The sequence below is a fragment of the Methanosarcina mangrovi genome, from assembly GCF_052057765.1.
Classification (GTDB): Archaea; Halobacteriota; Methanosarcinia; order Methanosarcinales; family Methanosarcinaceae; genus Methanosarcina.
In genome coordinates, this window is sequence record NZ_CP195120.1 from 3,652,974 (window position 1) to 3,671,162 (window position 18,189).

The 18,189-nt window shown below is 45.0% G+C and carries 13 protein-coding genes; 6 read left to right on the plus strand and 7 right to left on the minus strand.

All coding sequences use genetic code 11. The features are described from left to right. Window positions 1–7: 7 nt before the first annotated feature. Window positions 8–2,140 (minus strand): OB-fold nucleic acid binding domain-containing protein, encoded by a 2,133-nt coding sequence (locus ACSAZL_RS16195; protein ID WP_440945636.1) that lies wholly within the window; start codon window positions 2,138–2,140, stop codon window positions 8–10. A gap of 545 nt (window positions 2,141–2,685) precedes the next feature. Between ACSAZL_RS16195 and ACSAZL_RS16200 the strand changes: the two genes are divergently transcribed. After that, on the plus strand, window positions 2,686–3,501 hold the full coding sequence (locus ACSAZL_RS16200; RefSeq protein ID WP_440945637.1) for a slipin family protein: 816 nt from the start codon (window positions 2,686–2,688) through the stop codon (window positions 3,499–3,501). A gap of 51 nt (window positions 3,502–3,552) precedes the next feature. Continuing rightward, the gene (locus ACSAZL_RS16205; protein WP_440945638.1) at window positions 3,553–4,857 is read left to right on the plus strand and encodes an NfeD family protein; all 1,305 of its coding nucleotides are present in this window, start codon (window positions 3,553–3,555) and stop codon (window positions 4,855–4,857) included. Window positions 4,858–5,096: 239 nt separating this feature from the next. Here the strand turns inward: ACSAZL_RS16205 and ACSAZL_RS16210 are convergent, their stop codons facing one another. Both ACSAZL_RS16210 and hisH read right to left on the minus strand, forming a co-directional pair. Beyond that, on the minus strand, window positions 5,097–6,431 hold the full coding sequence (locus tag ACSAZL_RS16210; protein ID WP_440948878.1) for an AIR synthase-related protein: 1,335 nt from the start codon (window positions 6,429–6,431) through the stop codon (window positions 5,097–5,099). A gap of 190 nt (window positions 6,432–6,621) precedes the next feature. After that, a complete protein-coding gene (gene hisH, locus ACSAZL_RS16215) occupies window positions 6,622–7,230 on the minus strand; it encodes an imidazole glycerol phosphate synthase subunit HisH (RefSeq protein ID WP_440945639.1) in 609 nt (202 codons plus the stop codon). A gap of 576 nt (window positions 7,231–7,806) precedes the next feature. On the opposite strand from hisH, the gene ACSAZL_RS16220 reads away from it, so the two are divergent. Further along, a complete protein-coding gene (locus ACSAZL_RS16220; protein ID WP_440945640.1) occupies window positions 7,807–8,292 on the plus strand; it encodes a carboxypeptidase regulatory-like domain-containing protein in 486 nt (161 codons plus the stop codon). Between the two features lie 24 nt (window positions 8,293–8,316). Continuing rightward, window positions 8,317–8,766 (plus strand): hypothetical protein, encoded by a 450-nt coding sequence (locus ACSAZL_RS16225; protein WP_440945641.1) that lies wholly within the window; start codon window positions 8,317–8,319, stop codon window positions 8,764–8,766. 154 nt (window positions 8,767–8,920) lie between these two features. On the opposite strand, the gene ACSAZL_RS16230 is transcribed toward ACSAZL_RS16225, so the two are convergent. From ACSAZL_RS16230 to hisI, 3 genes are all read right to left on the minus strand, one after another. Further along, on the minus strand, window positions 8,921–9,787 hold the full coding sequence (locus ACSAZL_RS16230; protein ID WP_440945642.1) for a hypothetical protein: 867 nt from the start codon (window positions 9,785–9,787) through the stop codon (window positions 8,921–8,923). 286 nt (window positions 9,788–10,073) lie between these two features. Then, window positions 10,074–11,996 (minus strand): PINc/VapC family ATPase, encoded by a 1,923-nt coding sequence (locus ACSAZL_RS16235; protein WP_440945643.1) that lies wholly within the window; start codon window positions 11,994–11,996, stop codon window positions 10,074–10,076. Between the two features lie 208 nt (window positions 11,997–12,204). Next, window positions 12,205–12,567, minus strand: coding sequence for a phosphoribosyl-AMP cyclohydrolase (hisI, locus tag ACSAZL_RS16240; protein WP_440945644.1), 363 nt, complete (start codon window positions 12,565–12,567; stop codon window positions 12,205–12,207). A 259-nt stretch (window positions 12,568–12,826) separates the two neighbouring features. On the opposite strand from hisI, the gene ACSAZL_RS16245 reads away from it, so the two are divergent. Then, on the plus strand, window positions 12,827–14,746 hold the full coding sequence (locus ACSAZL_RS16245) for a S8 family serine peptidase (RefSeq protein ID WP_440945645.1): 1,920 nt from the start codon (window positions 12,827–12,829) through the stop codon (window positions 14,744–14,746). Between the two features lie 132 nt (window positions 14,747–14,878). On the opposite strand, the gene ACSAZL_RS16250 is transcribed toward ACSAZL_RS16245, so the two are convergent. After that, complete coding sequence (locus tag ACSAZL_RS16250) at window positions 14,879–16,858, minus strand: amylo-alpha-1,6-glucosidase (protein ID WP_440945646.1); 1,980 nt, start codon at window positions 16,856–16,858, stop codon at window positions 14,879–14,881. Between the two features lie 162 nt (window positions 16,859–17,020). Between ACSAZL_RS16250 and ACSAZL_RS16255 the strand changes: the two genes are divergently transcribed. Beyond that, a complete protein-coding gene (locus tag ACSAZL_RS16255) occupies window positions 17,021–18,175 on the plus strand; it encodes a hypothetical protein (protein WP_440948879.1) in 1,155 nt (384 codons plus the stop codon). Window positions 18,176–18,189: the final 14 nt, after the last annotated feature.

An 18,189-nucleotide genomic window follows, 5' to 3' on the forward strand; every position in this document is an offset into this window, starting at 1 on the left:
AGCCTGTTTAATGCTCAACTTCCGTAGATGCTATCTTTTCGGCAAGCCGGGATAACACCTCGGTCCTCATTCCTTCTACAAATTTAATACTGCCCACAACGAGGTGGCCACCGCCGCTGACTCCGGCCCCTTTCATTTCCTCGCGGAGCTCTCTCACAATCCGGGGGATGTTCATTAATACGCCTTTTGAGCGGATGACAGCAAAGTCCGGGCCGTAGCCAATTGTAACAACTGGCTTATCGGGATTTCTTTTAACAAGTACATCATGCACTTCCCCTGAGGTCTTTCCCGGTGGAGGGAAGGTAAACTTCTGGGCATAGTTTTCGACATCTATCACATTCATGATAGCGCCGTTTGCCAGTTTCTGGGACTTGACATTAAAGAGGCATGTCTCAAGCTGCTCCTTTATCATGGTATTTGCCTGTTCGCAAAGCAGAGAGACCAGATTATTATGGACTTTATGGTCTCCCAGGTCCAGGATATCGTCAATAAGCCCTTTTCCACTGCTGAATTTAAGCCAGAACTGTTCATAATCAAGAGCAAGGGCCATATCTTTTAATTCCTCAAGGGTATAACGGTCCGAGACGAGCGAGATATACCTTCCGGCCTCAGGCGCCTCAGAACGGTCCCCTACTGCCGAAACAGCCGGGAGGTGCTTTATGGTATCGCTGATACCGGGATTGATCATCCGGGCGATTTCCGCGCAGAGCATACCTGCAGTAACCCCGAAGTCGCCTCCTACGTGAGCAGGGTTTGCATGCCCTATAAGGTACTGGTCAACGATGTCGTCAGGGTGATGGTGGTCAACGACAAGCATATCGATGCCATAGACCCTTGCCTGCCGCATTGAGGGTACATCTTCTTCGGTTGAGCCATTGTCCACCAGGATCACGAGAGGCATCTTCTGCCCGTGCCTGGCATAATCCTCAAGTGCAAAGGAAATATCCCTTGTAACGTCCGCAAGCTCATAAAAAGGAGCTTTGGAAGGAGCCCGTTTGTAGAAATAGTATTCCGCATCTGCCCCGCCTATTTCCGTAATCAAGGGAAGGATTGCCCTTTCGATAGCAATTGCTGAAGTGATCCCGTCAGCATCGGCATGGTGCCTGAGGATAATAGGGGTTGAATGGAATATTGCCTTTTTGATTTCCTTGGCGACATGGAGCATTCTGGGTTTGAGTCTCTCCATAACGGCACTTTCGACCAGGAAAGGAATATCAGCAGGCGCTGCTTTCTCCTCAATCACCTTCTCAACCCTGAACTTGACGGCAGCTTCCTTTTCTCCGGTCAGAAGTTTCATGCTCATGACTTCAATCTGGACCTGCTCATCCCTCGGGGTCACCTCTCCGGTAATCGATACGATCATCCCTACATCAATGTGGGGATAGGACCGCTTCCCGGCACTCTCGAAAGCCGCACAGGGAATAAAGCCTCCTTCATCGCTGATGGTGAAAATGGTAGGGCCGCTTGTCTGCTTAACCTGGATTACCTCTCCTTCTATCCGGATGAGCCTGCCCTTCATGCTGGTATCTATTTCGGAGGAATTCTTAAGTGGTAGCTCTTTTTCAAGCTCGATGGTATCGTACTTTGTAAGCGTCTTCGGGATAAGGTCCAGTTTTCCCCCGGCTTTGATACTTTTCACCAGGACGATTACGGCGTCCCCTACTTCTGGCGGGACCCCAACGTTACTGGAATGCATAAGCCCTCTTATGTGAGGGTTCAGGTCCACAAAGACCCCGAAAGAAGCGATGCTGCTCACTATGCCGTGATAAAGTTTTCCTGCTTCCACATCTTTAAGGTCGCAGGATTCATCCAGAGCGTAAACGTGCTGGGAACGTGCACAGGAACTGCAGATCTCGTCTTCTGCTTCCTGCGGATCATGAATTCTTACTCCACAGATTTTACATGTATAGATTTTTCCAAGCCCTTCGCAGGCTTCACAGGGTCTGGTAACTTCAATACTCCCCTTTCCTTTGCATTTCTCACATACTGCACCATTTTTCAAAAAACTGTCAATATCTTTTTCTGAAATTTTCATGAAATCAACTGACTTTGACTTGCCTTTTCCCTTACACAAAGGGCAGACTTCAGTTGAAATAACCTCATAGCCACGCCCGTGGCAGTCTGGACATTCCTTACTCATTAATATCAACACCAGTGGTTCTTCCGAACCTGCGTTTTCTTACTCTCACGATTTTATGGGGTTAAAAAGTTCGCTTTAAACTCACAGGAGATTATGTTTTTAACTAACCTTTCAGTCTACTTATAACGGTATGACCTTAAACGACTCGAAATCAGCGCCTATCTAACTCGGTATCCGTTTGCATATTTCCCGTATTTCAGTCCAATATCTTCTGTATGCCAGATATAAGTATTTGTCAGCAGGTTATTTTGCATAGTGTTTACAGATATCCAGAACTTCAGATTTTTGAGGCGCTTCCCGGCACATTCTGATTAATTAGAGAGTCGAAGGCAGGGACTGCAGCCCATAGAAAAATCAGAGTGAAGGTCTGGAGTGAGAGCTTATATATATTCATAGATATTTTAGATAGACGACAGAATATAAAAATTTTAACTTATGACTGTTTACTTTATTTATTTTACAGAAGTTTTTTTAGTAAAAGTTCCCAATAAAGAACAATTATTATTAAACCAAATTTCAAGTTAATGTATAGGAGGGCACAAAATATGGTTACTATGGTTGAATTATTGCTTCCTGTATTAATAGTTGTAATATTAATATTCTCACAATCCATAAAAATGGTTAATGAGTACGAACGAGTTGTTATATTCAGGCTAGGTCGTCTTAGTGGCGTAAAGGGCCCCGGACTTTTCCTTATTATTCCTTTCGTTGATAGGGCTTTGAAAATAGACCTGAGAGTTGTTGCAATCGATGTCCCCAAGCAGGCTGTTATCACAAGGGACAACGTCACAGTTGAAGTGGATGCCGTTGTCTATTATAAGGTCGTGGAGCCAGGGGCCGCAATTACACAGGTTGAAAACTACATGTTCGCAACTTCGACCCTTTCCCAGACTACACTTAGAGATGTGCTGGGCCAGATGGAACTGGATGAGCTACTTTCGGAAAGAGAGAACATCAATAAGCAGATTCAGGAGCTACTGGATGCGTATACCGACCCCTGGGGAATCAAGGTTACCGGGGTGACTATCCGGGATGTAGCCCTTCCCGAGACCATGAAAAGGGCAATTGCAAAACAGGCTGAAGCCGAAAGAGAAAAACGTGCCAGGATTATCCTTGCCGAAGGAGAATATCAGGCTGCTGAAAAGATGAAAGATGCTGCAACTCTTTACCAGGGGCTTCCGACTGCCATCAAGTTAAGAGAACTGCAGACATTTGCAGAGATTGCCAGGGAGAAAAACCTTATCGTGGTTACAGAATCTCAGCCCCTGGAAACCGGAAAGTCTCTTGAAATCGGAAACATAGCAGCCCTTTCTCAGGCAGTGTCCGGGAAGGCTCAACCCCTATCCGGAAAGGAAGATTAAAGCCAGATAAAGAGCCGAAAAGAATGTAAAGGCAAGAAAGGATCATTAATTATGCAAATGAAATGGGTTTCCCGCTCTCTCTTTATTTTTTGTATCTGCATGACCCTCACGGCTTTTCTTGCACCTCCAGCGGGGGCAGCAGCCGAAGATAGAGTGCTTGTGCTTGAAATAAGCGGAGCTATTACCCCGGCTTCCGATAATTTGATAGCTGACGCGATACAAAGCGCGGAGAGCGGGAACTATGAAGCTCTCGTAATTACCCTGGACACCCCCGGAGGAGGGCTGGAAGAGACTCAAATAATCATAAAGGCAATAGAGAACACGACCATGCCTGTGATTGGGTATGTGCCTGAGAGCGGAAAAGCCTGGTCTGCAGGAACCCTTATCCTTATGGGAACCGATATTGCCGCAATGGCTCCCTTTACAGTAATAGGGTCGGCCCAGCCGGTGAAGGTGTCCGCTGAAGGTACAATACCTGTAGAGGATGAGAAAACAATAAATGCTCTCGTTAAATTCTCGACTGAAACGGCAAGAAAACACGGGAGAAATGAAACTTTTGCAGAAGAAGTAATTACCAAGAACCGAAACCTGAACGCCGAAGAAGCCCTGGGAGAAGGAGTAATTGAATACATAGCCGTTTCCATTCCGAATTTGCTGAACCAGGTTGATGGGGAAATTGTAAAAGGTAAAGAATTGCATACCGCAAATGCAACAATAGAGATCTACAAACCTCCTCTTCCCCTTTCTTTCCTGACACTCATTTCAAACCCAATTCTATCCTCCCTTCTTCTGACAATAGGGCTTTACGGGATCATCTTCGGGATTTCAAACCCCGGAGCCGGAGCCGAACTTTTCGGAGTTATTGCAATTGTGCTCGGGCTAATAGGCACCGGCTTTGACATTAACATAGCAGCATTTTTCCTGATAATCGTCGGAATAGGGCTCCTTCTCCTGGAACTTAATTCCCCCGGGTTCGGGATATTCGGGCTTGCCGGAATTATCTGCCTGGTGATAGGAAGCATCTTCCTTGTGCCGCTGGGAAGTGAGAATATTTACACACCGGAGTTCAGAAGACTTATGATCCTGACAATTGTTACTCCTACAATTGTTTTCGGAATTTTTCTGGTCTTTGCAATATATAAAGTCGCCGAAACGAGGAAGAAAAAGCCAGTTATCGGAGCCATTATCGGAGATATTGCCCGGACAATAGACCCTATAGGCCCGAAAAACCCGGGTTTTGTCCGCTATAAGGGAGAGTACTGGAAAGCCAGGTCCGAAGAAGAAATAGAAGCTGAGGAAGAAGTCGAAATTATAGGAAAAGAGATGGAAGTGTTGCTGGTAAAAAGAAAAATATAACACTTTCTTTCTGCTTTTTCTTTTTCCAGAGTTATTTTTCCAGAGTTATTTTTCCAGAGTTATTTTTCCAGAGTTATTTTTCCAGAGTTATTTTTCCAGAGTTATTTTTCCAGAGTTATTTTTCCAGAGTTATTTTTCCAGAGTTATTTTTCCAGAGTTATTTTTCCAGAGTTATTTTTCCAGAGTTATTTTTCCAGAGTTATTTTTCCAGAGTTATTTTTCCGGATCTCTTACCGGTTTTAAAATTCCTTTCTGGCTTTTATTTTTTCAAGAACCCTCTGCTTTTTACTGATGGCTTCTTCGGCTGCCCTGTCAATTGCATCCCTCATCTCTTCGAAATCACGCGGGTTCTCTTCCCCATGAACCTTTTTGACAGGAGTATAAGCAGATTCTCTGAACCTGGGCGCAAAGTCCCTGGTCTCGCCGTTGACAATAATTTCAGCCCCGATTCCGTCTTCCACACGCCCTATGATATCAATCTCAACCCCGGCAGCCCGAACTGTTTCAAGAATTTCTTCGACATGTTCAGGAGGGGCAATAACCAGCAAAGCATCAAGAGATACGCCGAGATAATCGATTTTGAGGGTCTCAAGCATGGAAAGCACCTTTGGGTTAACAAGGGCTCTTATTCTTTCTTCTTCAAAGACCATTTTTACTTTTGCAGTCTTTGAGATTTCCCGGGCATCCCCGCGGATTCCACCGTTGGTGACATCGGTCATGGAGTGGACTTTTTTGTACAGGCCGGACTGAAGGAGAGCTTCGCAGGCTTCCAGAAAACGGATGTTAATGGTCTCCTCCACCACGTCATGCATCCCATAATAGAGTGCAGTTGTGGAAATCGTACCTCCGCCTGCACCTTCTGTCATAAGGATAAGGTCTCCTGGTCTGGTCTGGTTGCGTGAAGTAAGAGAAGACGTAATGCCAACAGCTCCCACGCCTCCTGTCATCCTTTCACCTATGACCATGTCCCCGCCTATCCGGAGAGTGCTTCCGGTAATAAGGGGGATTCCGGTTAGCTCTGAAACTGTGGTGATTCCTGCAATGTGGTCGAAGATCTTTGCCACATCTCCATCGTCTGCGATATGGATGTCTGAAAGCATGGCAAGAGGGCGGGAGCCCATTGAATACACATCACGCAGGGCTGCCCTTGCTACATGGAAACCCGAAAGGAAGGGAAAATCACTCAGGCGGGAGTGAATGCCATCAATCGTAACAACCAGGTATTCGTCCCCTATTTTTACAACCCCTGAGTCGTCAAGCTGGGCGCTGTCAACTACTGCCCCGGTCTGGCCTATGACCTCCCCCAGCTTGGAATGAACGTAAAAGTCCCCTGTGCCCCTCGAACCTACTCCGAACTCTCCCATGGAAACCCCTGAGAGAGTGGGACTTAATACATCCCCTTCCGTGTGAAGAGTTGCTTTTGCTTCACAAATAACTGCAGCTGCAATCTCATGGGCCCTTTCTGGGTTTATGTTCTTGATTTCAAGAATTCTTGAAGCAAGCTGTGCCTCAAGCCCGTCTTCATTTGAAGGGTCCTTCCTGAGAGCCCGTTTTGCATAGCCTTCTATATCCATTGTAACCATCCTCTCGCAGACATCTGTCACTGCTTTGAAAGGTGCAGGGCAGATAATTTTGGAATTCAAGCATTAATCTCTATTTTGATGTAAAATATCCCGGATTTTAAGCTTAAGTGCCGAAAAAACGAGAAATAAAGGTTTGGCTGCAAAGCCGAAGTGCCTGTAAGGCACATATTTTCAATATATTTCAACACATTTCAACGAAGTTTTTCAGAATCTTAAGCCCGGTAGCTCCACTTTTCTCAGGGTGGAACTGAGTACCCATAACATTGCCTTTTGAGTTTACGACAGAAGCTGAAAAATCCAGACCGTATCCGCACGAAGCAAGGGTATTTTCCGCAGCTGTGTCCACATAATACGAGTGTACGAAGTATACGAAAGAACCGTCAGGAATGCCTTTAAACAGAGGATGATCCTGTTTGATCCTGATATTGTTCCAGCCTATGTGAGGCACTTTCAGTTCGGACTTCGGGAAGCGGAGCACTCTGCCCTGAATGAGGTCAAGCCCTTCGGTCAGCCCACCTTCTTCGGAAGAGCTCATCAAAACCTGCTGCCCCAAACAGATCCCAAGCATTGGTTTTCCGGAGTCTGCAAATTCTGCGATAACCCCTTTGAGAGGAACAAGACACTTCATTGCATCTATAAAAGCACCGACCCCAGGGAGAATAATCCCATCGGCTGCAAGGATCTCCTCGGGGTTCCCTGAGATTGCGGGACTTGCCCCAACGTGTTCAAGCCCTTTTTGAACACTTCTTAGATTTCCAAGCCCGTAATCGATAATTACGATTCTTTTCATAGTCCTAACAAACAAAGTTAAGATAGATTAAGCTTACGAACAAAGATTTTGTAAAACGTAGGAAAAAAATGAGAAAAGGAAAAAATGAGAAAATACACCTGAAAATATAAATATAGAAATTTCAGGTCAGTATCGATCCGCAGAAAGATTACAGGGCCTTTTCTCCTGCTCAAAAATCACCTTGTACTTGCCACAGCGTACACATTCGTAACGTTTTTCGAGTACTGTTGGCATACAACAGAGCGCTCCGCTTTTTCGTTTCCAGTCATGCAGTCCGAAAAGACACAAAAAATTTCGTCTATGGTCCGATTCACTTGGCTCATCAGAACATTCTTGAGTCAAAAACCTGTTTCCCCTTCTTCGCAGTTAGTAAGGCTGGTCATACGATAGTAAGAAGCGTATAGTAAAAAGTAGTATATAAAGATATAGATTTTTTTGAGAATTATACAACATCTTGACGATTAATGACCTGATTGGACAAAATATTGAGAAGTTATAAATAGAATGATTGAATATTCATAGAATGTTTGATAGTAACGAGGTGGACTTACCTTGTTAAAACGGGGGGGGTAAAACATGAAGGGATTTCAGTTATTCAGAAATGATGAGAAAGCAATGGAATTGCCGATAAATATCGTTGTGATGCTCGTTGTCGGGATGGTGGCCCTTGCGGCGCTTATTACAATAATACCGACTCCTACGAAGGAAATGTCAGTCTTTGTTGAAGGAACAGCACTCGGTGGAGGAAGCATCCAGCCGGGGAACTCAATAATAGTAAGTGCTGCCGTTGCGGAAAACCCATTTGCCGTATCAGCGGTAATAAAGGTAACAGATAACGACGGGAACCCGGTTCGAGATGCAAATGTTGTCCTCAGCGGCCTCGGCGGGGTAGCCTCAAACACAACAGACATCAACGGAGTCACGGTGCTGACTACGCCAGCAAATGCACGAGTCCGACTTGACCCGAACCAGAACGACGGGATGATGGACTTGAAAATCATTGCAGACGGCTTCTATGACTACGAGAAAAAAGATGTAATTATGATTATCAAAACTCGATAATGCAGAGCTGGAGAGAAGCCACATATGCTGCCTGAAAACTTGAAAGAAAGTGAAGCAGGGACTGTAGGGCTTCCAATTAGAATTGTAGTTCTTTCGATCGTTGGTTTTGTCGGGTTTTATGCGATTCTCTCAGCCCTTGCAGCTGCTCCTGCCCCTGATGAGCCCATGTATGTAACAACAAATATAAGCACACTTTCACTCTCCTCGGGAGGAGAAGAGTCTGACTTTAGCCTGCAAATAAGTGTGTTTGACAGGGAAAACCGAGGGGTTGGAGAAGCAAACGTAATCGTCTGGAGCCCGGACAGAAAGAAAGCGTATTCAGGCATCACGAACCCTGATGGAAATGTCATAATAAAGGTTCTAAATCCTGAGTTGCCTGCCGGAAAATCCGAAGGTTACTTTGCAGTAAAAGTAATGAGAACAGGAGATAGAGATTTTAGCGAGGAATATTTTCTAAAGATGACGAGGTATTAAGCCTCGTAAGACAGAATAAAAAAACCTTAATTCCCATGATAATTACTTTATCGATGAGCGAGTAATTGTTGCTAACTTATTTCCAATACTTATATCGTTACACGCCCATTTATTGCTTCCTTCTCATTCCAATCATCAGTTTGCATTCCAATTATCAGTTAGTTAACGATTTTTGCTTCTGGTTAACCGTGTAAAATTTCAGAAGTACAGCTCCGGCCAGAATTACTGCGAGTCCGATTGAGAAGTAGGGAGACCTTATTATATCCCAACGTCCAGACCAGATCAGCAGCCCTGTTAGGAAAAGGACGGAAGACCCGGCGATTCCTGAGATTTCTACCGGGACTTTTATCGAGCCCAGGGTAAACCTATCCCGGTTTTCAATGGCTTCAATCCGGGACTCGAATTTTCGCATATGTTCTTCGGATACACTTTCCCTGAATTGAATATCCTGGACTCCATCCTCCAGTTTTTCCACCTCTGGCTCAAGGCTTTTATGCACAAAATCGGAGAGTTCGGAGATAGCAACCTGCAGAGAATGGAGACTTTCTGAAAGACTGGTAAAAAGAGCACTCAGATCCTTTACCCGGTAACTAATCCCGGAAACTTCCGAGGAACTGTCAAGAAAAACCGAGGAAACGTTTGAGGCTCCGGAAGAAGGGAGCACGGCACTGAAGGCAAAAGATGAAATATCCTCTTCGGTCAGTGAGGAAACGGAGTCTGTAAGCAGAAAATTCCCCGACAGAGGAAAAGAAGCTTCAGGAGAAACAGAAATGCCCTGTGGAGAAACTGAAGGGCCTGCAGCAAGATTTATGGGGTTCCCCTCCTGAAAAGAATCCGGGGACATGCCTGAAAAAAATTTCCCGGCCTGCAACGTTTGAGGTGTTTCAAGGGATAGACGGCGCTCAACTGCTCTCAGCCGCTTTTCAAAACTTCTGATACTCTGGTCAAAAACCTCGATCCTTCCCTGCAAATCGTCCCTGATTTCGGACTCTAACTGATATGATTTACCCAATTGAACCACAACCCATAAAGTTTCTACTATGAAATCATGCCCCTACAGTATATAAATTTTTTGACAATGAGACAAGAAATAGAGGAAGTTCTATGACGTGCAAATAGAAAAAAGAAAGAACACGGAACTCTTTATTAATCGGAAAATGTCCCTTTAGATCTAAAAAATTCGAGTGGGTTGGAAAAACAGAAAATGAAAACATAGAAAAACAAAGAGTAGATATGAAAAAAGAAGAGAACATAAAAACAAACAAAGTATAAAAATAAAAGTAAGGACATAAAAAGAAGAGAGAAGATCAGATAGGTCTGACCTCAACAAGGTCTCCGCTGTCCTGAGCTTCCATAATTTCCGATGCCAGATCCGAGTTCATCCTGAGCTTCACATCCCCGTGCCGGCTAACAGTTGCACTGAAGAGATATTCGTCTTCGATGAAAATCTCCACGTCCTTTCCTGCGAGCTCGGGAGCCCCAAGGATAAGGTGCTTCTTGGTCCTTTCGATGATGGGATGGACCGGGGATGCAGGAATACCTTTTTCAGCCACAGGTTCCCTTGCTCTTCCCGGGAAAGTTTTGCGTTCTGCCCCGCGTTTCAGGCCCTTTGTTCTTCCCGGAGCCTCAGCTTCGATCTCCCTGACGTCGATGTGTAGCCCAAGGATATTTTCGATTCTGTCAATGACGTTTCCGCCTTTGCCGATAACCTTTCTCATATCCTCATGGAAAACCTTTACAATTGCACTCTCATCTGAAGTCACTTCCACTTCAACGGGACCTGTTGCATACCTGCTGATGACATTCCTTATCTCTTCTTCAGCAAGCTTCCAGGCAGGTTTCCGGCTTTCCCGGGGAGACCCGATTGGCATAACCACAACCTGTTCTCCGTAGGTGTAAATCTCATAATCGACCTTGCCAGTCTCGAAATCCGCAATGGTAATTACCGGTCTTGCAAGATCCTGCTCGGTCATCCCATATGGGACCTTAACTGTAAAGGCAAGTACCAGGACCTTTGCGACTTCTCCTTTGTCGATGAAAATTACGGTATCCACGACCTGCGGAATCACCCCCAGTTCAACCCTTCCGATGAGGCGCTGAATGGCATCCACTGCCCGTGTTGCATGCACGACCCCGATCATCCCGACTCCTGCGAGGCGCATATCCGCAAAGATCAGGAAATCGCCGGTCTTCCGGACTTCGTCATAGATAGTGTAGTCCGGCCTGACCAGAAGCAAGAGATCAGCAGTGTTCTCCATCTTCCCATTGAGGGGGGAATACTGAGTGATTTCAGAAGGCACCTGCAGGTCCCTTGGAGATTCCATGGTCTTGACTACCTGCCCGTGGTCATTCAGATAGCGAGCAACTCCGGCTGCAAAAGTGGACTTACCGGCTCCGGGAGGACCCGCAATAAGGATTCCACGTTGACTTACTATACGCTCTTTGAGCTTATCGCTCAGGCGATAATGCTCGAGGTCAACAACAACCGTGGGTCTGACAACAGTTATCTCCATATCGTCGGAGAAAGGCGGATGGGCAATTGCAACTCGCATGTTTCGGATCTGCAGGACCGTAGCCCCGCTCGAAGACATCTCAATGAAAGATTCAGGGTCAAGCCTAGCCCTTTCAATAAATTCTTTTGAGATGCTGGAAAGCTCCTGGGAACTTGCAGGTTCGTCCCGGACCCGTACATAACGCACATTTCCAACGGGACCTTTCTTGGCCATTGGGTAGACTCCATTTTTGAGGTGCACTGACATCGTATCGTCAGTGAAAAAATGATCTATTTTTAGGGGACCGAACTCTGACGGGTCCATAACTTTGGGAGGTATGTACTCAACTTCAAGGCCTTTTGCCCTGGCTATCAGAGACTGTACGCGGTCTTCACTAACGAATAGCCCCCCGACCTCAAGAGCCGTGCGCCGTATAAGGGCATCCACCCGTCCCTCCTTAGAAAGCTTAATTTCCTCAAGAGTGGGCTGGACCCCGCTGAACTGAAGATGAATCTCCCCTCTGTCCGAGAGTTTTCGAAGTTCCGAAAGCTCTTCAAGCCCTTTGAAACCTATTTCTCTGCCCCTGTTTGCCTGGGCTTCAAGCTCCGATACCACAGCTTCGGGAACAATAATCTCAGCGCCCCTGAACTCACCACTTTTGACGCGGGACGAGAGCCTCCCGTCAATTATCACGCTGGTATCCGGAACGATCCTCCATATCCGCTTCTCATCAGCCATATAAAGGGATATAGAGCCAGAAAGTATATAATAAAACTTCTGCTGCTTTTTTTTAGATGAACGAAGTTAAAAAAACAGGACTGACGAAAAATAAAGTTAAAAAAGATCCGGGAATGAAAAATAGAAAAAAATAGAATATTAAGGTTCAATAAACATAATTGAGGCAATATTAGGCAAGATTGACTTAATATTGAGGCAATATTAAGGTTCAGTAAACATCCTCAGGCTCAAAGACTTTTTCTCCTACAACCTCTCCTTCGAGATTTCGGTAGAAACAGGACCTGTAACCCATATGGCAAGCCCCTCCGACCTGTTCCACGAGCAGGAGGACAGAGTCCATGTCGCAGTCGATTCTGATTTCCTTTACTTTCTGTATATGCCCCGAAGTTTCACCTTTCTTCCAGAGCTGCTTTCGGCTCCGGCTCCAGAAATGGGCAATTCCGGTCTTGACAGTTTTTTCGAGGGCTTCCCGATTCATATAGGCGCACATCAGCACCTCCCTGCTAATCTGGTCCTGAACTACGGCAAGGATCAGACCGTTTTCATACTTCAGGGTATCAAAGTCAATCATGGGGGATAGATTGCCAAACTAGTATAAAAAGAGAGGTCTCCCATCCCGAGAATAAATACCCGGGTCTGACAAAGAATGATAATATCCCAATTATGTAAAATAAGTAATAAAATTTACAAAGATATATATTACATCCTGCTTAAAAGTTTATGAAAGAAGACAAAGTATAGCACTTTGTTTTCGAACAAAAAAGGATCCATAGTAACAATTCATTAAACCTGTGGGTGAAAGGATGAGTTTAAGGCTTAGGAGTAAAATTGTGCCCCTATTGATGCTATGCGGATTACTAATAGGGTCAATTATTCCAGTCTATGCACTGGATACAGCGGACAGCGGATCTTACGATATCTTTGAAAAGCTGACTGTCGACGTGCCCGGGGATCAGAAGTACGTACCCGGGGAAATCCTTGTAAAGTTCGATCCCGGAGCCTCCGAAGAAAAGATAAAAAGTATCAATGCCGGACACGGGACACAGGTAACCTACACCAGCCCTTACGCGGGATTCAAGATATTGAAAATCCCGACTACAAAAACAGTTGAAGAGATGGTAGAGATCTTCAGCAAAAATCCGAACGTTGGATATGCCGTACCCAACGCCATCATTTACGCATTTGCGGTGCCCGATGATCCTTATTATAACCCATACCAGTGGAATTTCAAGAACGGAGTCGGTGGCATAAACCTCGAACCCGCATGGGACATTTCCACCGGACAGGGAGTCGTAGTTGCAGTGCTTGATACCGGTGTAGCGTACGAAAATTACGGCTCTTATATTGTAGCTCCGGACCTTGCGAACACCTATTTTGTTTCAGGTTACGACTTTGTCAATAACGATGCTCACCCTAACGACGATAACGGGCATGGAACCCATGTTACCGGAACCATAGCCCAGAGTACCAATAACGGCATAGGGGCCGCAGGGGTGGCTTATGACTGCTCAATAATGCCCGTAAAAGTCCTTAATAGTGACGGCAGTGGGACTCTCGCGCAAATTGCAGATGGAATTTACTATGCAACTGAGCATGATGCAGATATTATAAGCATGAGTCTTGGATATCAGACTCCCAAAGTAGATCCTGTCCTTAAAGCTGCTCTTGATAATGCTTATAATAGTGGGGTTACCATTGTAGCTGCTGCCGGAAATGACATGAGAAATAAGGTAAGCTATCCTGCTGCCTATGAGAAATGTATCGCAGTTGGGGCTACAAGATATGATGGAAGTCGCGCATACTATTCAAATTATGGTTCGGCCCTGGATGTCGTAGCTCCGGGAGGAGACATCAGGGTAGACCAGAATGGGGACGGATACGGGGACGGAATCCTTCAGAATACATTCAACACCACAACTAAGGACCCTACGGACTTTGGTTACCAGTTCTTCCAGGGTACATCCATGGCGACTCCACATGTATCAGGTATTGCCGCATTGTTGATAGCTAAAGGAGCAAACGGACCTGAAGAAGTAAGGGCTGTGATACAAAACACGGCGACAGATCTGGGAACTTCGGGCTGGGACCCTGAGTACGGATATGGACTGGTGAACGCAACAGCTGCCCTTGACTCTATTCAAAACCAGCAGACTGTAAACAACCCACCAGTAGCCGAAGCGGGGGGTCCGTATACAGGAGGCACAGGAACCGCATTAGCATTTGATGGATCAGCTTCGTCTGATTCCGACGGGAGTATCGTATCATATGAATGGGACTTCGGGGACGGAAATACAAGCTCAGACATGAATCCGGAAAACACCTACTCAACTGCCGGGACCTATACCGTTACCCTTACCGTAACGGACAATGAAAACGCTGTGGGAACTGACACGGCTACTGTGGAAGTTACTGAAGCCTCTTCAGAAAACAAAATCCATATTTCTGACGTGAGTGTTGAAACCAGTTCCAGAACAGCCGGGAAAAACATTTTTGTTTCTGCTAGAGCAGTCGTGACCATATTGGATAGCAGTGATAATCCTGTTGAGGGAGCAACAGTCTCAGGCTACTGGAGCGGTGCAAGCAGCGATCTGGATTCTGCCGTAACAAATGCGGCAGGAAAAGTGATGGTATATTCAGATGAAGTAAAATACAAAAGTGGCACACTGACATTTACCTTTACAGTGAACGGTTTAAGTCATACAATCCCATGGGACAAAACCGTCACATCCGGAGAAGGAACATATCCTTAAAGCCAGAATGAGCCTGAAAAAAAGTAAAATTAAAAAGAAAATAAGTTAGATTCATGTCCCTAAAAGGGACAAAATTTTTTAGGGAAAATATTTTCTTTTAGAAAAACTTCTGAAAAACCAAATGTTCTGTCCTCACGGTTTGATCCCGAGAACGTCCTCAACATATGCCCTTAAAATCTCTGCAACACTCCATGCCTGAGCAATACAGCCCCCTGGAGAGTAAGGGAAATCCCCGTCAAATACCTCGGAAATAGTGCCTATACCTGCGGTTTCAAGATGCATGTCAAAGCCCTTCAGGAGGGAACGCATATCTTCAAGGCTTGCTTTGGAATAATTATGAACCTTCCGGTAAGCTTTAACATAAGCTCCAAGGAGCCAGGGCCAGACGGTTCCGTTGTGGTAGGCAAGGTCCCTTTCCTCAGGCCCCCCTTGATAGCGGCCTTTATAAGAAGGATTTTCCGTTGAAAGTGTCCTTAGCCCGAAAGGCGTGAGCAGATCCTTTTCCACCCGGTCCACAATAGCCTTTTCTTTCTCGGGGGAGAGCAAAGTATATGGAAGAGCAACTGCAAAAATCTGGTTAGGGCGAATTGATGGGTCCTTAACCTGATTCCCGGCTTCATCTTCGGACACGAGATCATAGAGGCAGTTAGCTTCCGGATTCCAGAAAACTTCTTCAAAGCTAGATGCTACCCCGGCCGCAAGGGCTTCGTATGAAGAAGTTTCTTTGCCAAGTAGACCTCCGATTCTGGAAGCAGTTTTCAGAGCATTATACCAGAGGGCATTTATTTCGCAGGCTTTACCTGCTCTTGGAGTCACTGGAGTATCTTCTATTTTAGCATCCATCCAGGTCAATTGAGGCCCCTGCCGAATAAGAAAATCCGAGTCCATGCCGATCCCGAAGTCTGTTCCCTTACGGTAATGATCTATGATACTTTCTACAGTATCCCAGACCTCAGAGAGAAACAGTAAATCTTTTGTGTATGCGAAATATCGGCCAAGGGCATGAATAAACCAGAGAGAAGCATCCACTGTATTATATACTGCCTCCCCCCCGAGAGCCGGAAATGCATTCGGGACCAGCCCTCTCCGGCAGTGCCTTGAAAAGTTCTTGAGAGTGGACCTGGCTTCATCGAAGCGGTGAGTAACTAGAAAAAGCCCTGGCAGAGAAATCATGGTGTCCCTACCCCAGTCCGCAAACCAGTGATATCCCGCAATCACCGAACTCTCGCCTGTAGAGGGATTTTTCACAATAAAAGAGTCAGTTGCCCTGAGAAGCTTAAGGGCAAAGGGTTCGGTAAGTCTGGAATTGAAAGCAAGAAGGTTCTGCCGATATACTTCCCTTGTATAGAGTTCATCAACCTGTTCAGGGGTAAAATCAGAAATATCTTCGGTTGAAACAGCAATAAAAAAGCGAGAAGTTCCCATTTTGAGTTTGCTTTCGAAATAACCGGGGTTAAAATTGTCTTCCTGGAAGGCAAGTCCACGCTTCTTTTCAGCATCATACTCAAAATTGTAGTACCACATAGGATCACGATGATACTGGAGATTGGACGAAAAAGAGAAAGAAAAACCATTAGAACTTTCCAGTTTTAAGCCTGTATCATTAGTTTCCTGATAAAAGGAAAGGTACCCTGAGTGAGTAGTATAATGAAAATCTCTGGAGTTTACCATAGGGAAAATTCTTAGTACAGCGCCCTCTTTTCTGGATTTGATATCATAGACTACACAGGTCGTATTGTTATTATGGACCATGAAGACCTTTTTCTTCACAGTAAAAACACCGGGCTGGTAAACCCAGATTGGAAAGGGAGCTAGAATGAATTTGGAAAGGTAGTTGAAGCCCGCAGGAGAAACAGTGCCAGGATATTTATGGGTCGCAAGGCGATAGACCTCTTCATTGGTAGAAATTTCTTCATCAAGAGAAGAAAGTAACAGAACTCTACCGGGTGAATTTTCTGGGGCTGCTACGAGCAATCCGTGGTAAGTCCTTGTACCTGCCCCGATGACTGTGGATGAAGAATATCCTCCTAATCCGTTCCCTATAATCCATTCTTTTTTAATACCTTCTTCATAAGTAGAAAAAGAGTTTGCTCCAAGCCTGATCCCACTCATACATACCTGATTAGGACTTGATTTCTTATATAGTTGTATGTTCGGAAGGAGGGTTTTAAACATAGAAGGAAGTATACAGTATAATAAGTTTTAAGATAATTATATTTCAATTGTGTAAACATAAACTATTTTAGTTGTACAGGACATAAGAAAGTGAGAATCATGAATCAAGACCTGTTAGAAATCCTTGCTGACATCTTCAAATCATCCGGATACAATGTTATAATATCCAGCCAGTATGAGATCCTTGTAGAGAAAAATGGGCATCAGGCTTATGTCATGTGCGCCCTGAAGCCCGACTACGAGGAGATAAAATCTTTTTCCGAAAAAGTAGAAGCTTGTACCGGAATCTATGTGGTGACTCAGAAAATTTCGAAAGAACTGAATGACTATGCAGCTGAACTCGGAATATACACCTGGGATAGGGACGAGCTGGCTCTCCAGATCGGAAGGGCGGTTCTGGCAAATATGGAAAGAAAATCGAGTACTTATCGGACAGAATCCGAAATACCTTCAAAGGAAACTCAGAAACAGGTAGAAACTGTCTATGAATTCGCTGGAGAAAACTGGGAGGAAGAAAAAGAAGGTGACTTTGGACAGGAACTTTACTCCGGGGGAAGACTTGTACCTCTTCAGGATGTTTCGAGAGAAATAGAAAAAATCTCTTTTGAGCCCAGAACCCTGCCAAAGTCGGTTGAGGAAAGAAAACCTTTAAAGAGACTGGAGGATGAAGAGGTTTCCAGAGTCGAGTCATACGAGGTCCTGAACATACAATCCGTAGAACCCAAGATCTCGAAAGATCAGGCAATTATCATTGCAAAACCCTATCTCAGCAGTCCAAAAGACGCTATATTGAAATTCGTGCCTTTCTGGAAGTATTCCTATAGTGTTGAAGCAGAAAAGAAGTTCAGGTCAAAAGTTATGAGCATTACGGGAGAAGGGAACGGCTTTCTCAATGCTCTGAACAAGTCAAAAGAAAACATGGATATCGAAGGTCTTGGGATGCCAACCAGGATTCCGGCAGTGGAGTACGAGATAAAACGCCCTAATGTGGATAAAAAACTGGCTGAAAAGGTTCTTCTTGATTTGATTATAAAGGAAAATACACGTGAGATGCGCTTTAACAACCTGGAAGGGCAGGCAATTATTTACGAACAAAAGAGTATTAGCCCAAAAGCTGATGAAATAGAACTCGACATGGAGCTTGTGTATATTCCTGTCTGGGAAGTAAAGGGTAGACGCAATTCCCTCGAGATCAATGCTTATAATGCCAGCGTGCTTGAAGAGCCCATAGATGAAGATGCCGAATTCATTTAAGAGAAATGTTAAAA

What these genes read in the sequence shown, in the direction of transcription:
- ACSAZL_RS16195 (WP_440945636.1), bottom strand. Translation starts at nt 2,140, where the DNA reads ATGAGTAAGGAATGTCCAGACTGCCACGGGCGTGGCTATGAGGTTATT.
- ACSAZL_RS16200 (WP_440945637.1), top strand. Translation starts at nt 2,686, where the DNA reads ATGGTTACTATGGTTGAATTATTGCTTCCTGTATTAATAGTTGTAATA.
- ACSAZL_RS16205 (WP_440945638.1), top strand. Translation starts at nt 3,553, where the DNA reads ATGCAAATGAAATGGGTTTCCCGCTCTCTCTTTATTTTTTGTATCTGC.
- ACSAZL_RS16210 (WP_440948878.1), bottom strand. Translation starts at nt 6,431, where the DNA reads ATGGATATAGAAGGCTATGCAAAACGGGCTCTCAGGAAGGACCCTTCA.
- hisH (WP_440945639.1), bottom strand. Translation starts at nt 7,230, where the DNA reads ATGAAAAGAATCGTAATTATCGATTACGGGCTTGGAAATCTAAGAAGT.
- ACSAZL_RS16220 (WP_440945640.1), top strand. Translation starts at nt 7,807, where the DNA reads ATGAAGGGATTTCAGTTATTCAGAAATGATGAGAAAGCAATGGAATTG.
- ACSAZL_RS16225 (WP_440945641.1), top strand. Translation starts at nt 8,317, where the DNA reads ATGCTGCCTGAAAACTTGAAAGAAAGTGAAGCAGGGACTGTAGGGCTT.
- ACSAZL_RS16235 (WP_440945643.1), bottom strand. Translation starts at nt 11,996, where the DNA reads ATGGCTGATGAGAAGCGGATATGGAGGATCGTTCCGGATACCAGCGTG.
- hisI (WP_440945644.1), bottom strand. Translation starts at nt 12,567, where the DNA reads ATGATTGACTTTGATACCCTGAAGTATGAAAACGGTCTGATCCTTGCC.
- ACSAZL_RS16250 (WP_440945646.1), bottom strand. Translation starts at nt 16,858, where the DNA reads ATGAGTGGGATCAGGCTTGGAGCAAACTCTTTTTCTACTTATGAAGAA.
- ACSAZL_RS16255 (WP_440948879.1), top strand. Translation starts at nt 17,021, where the DNA reads ATGAATCAAGACCTGTTAGAAATCCTTGCTGACATCTTCAAATCATCC.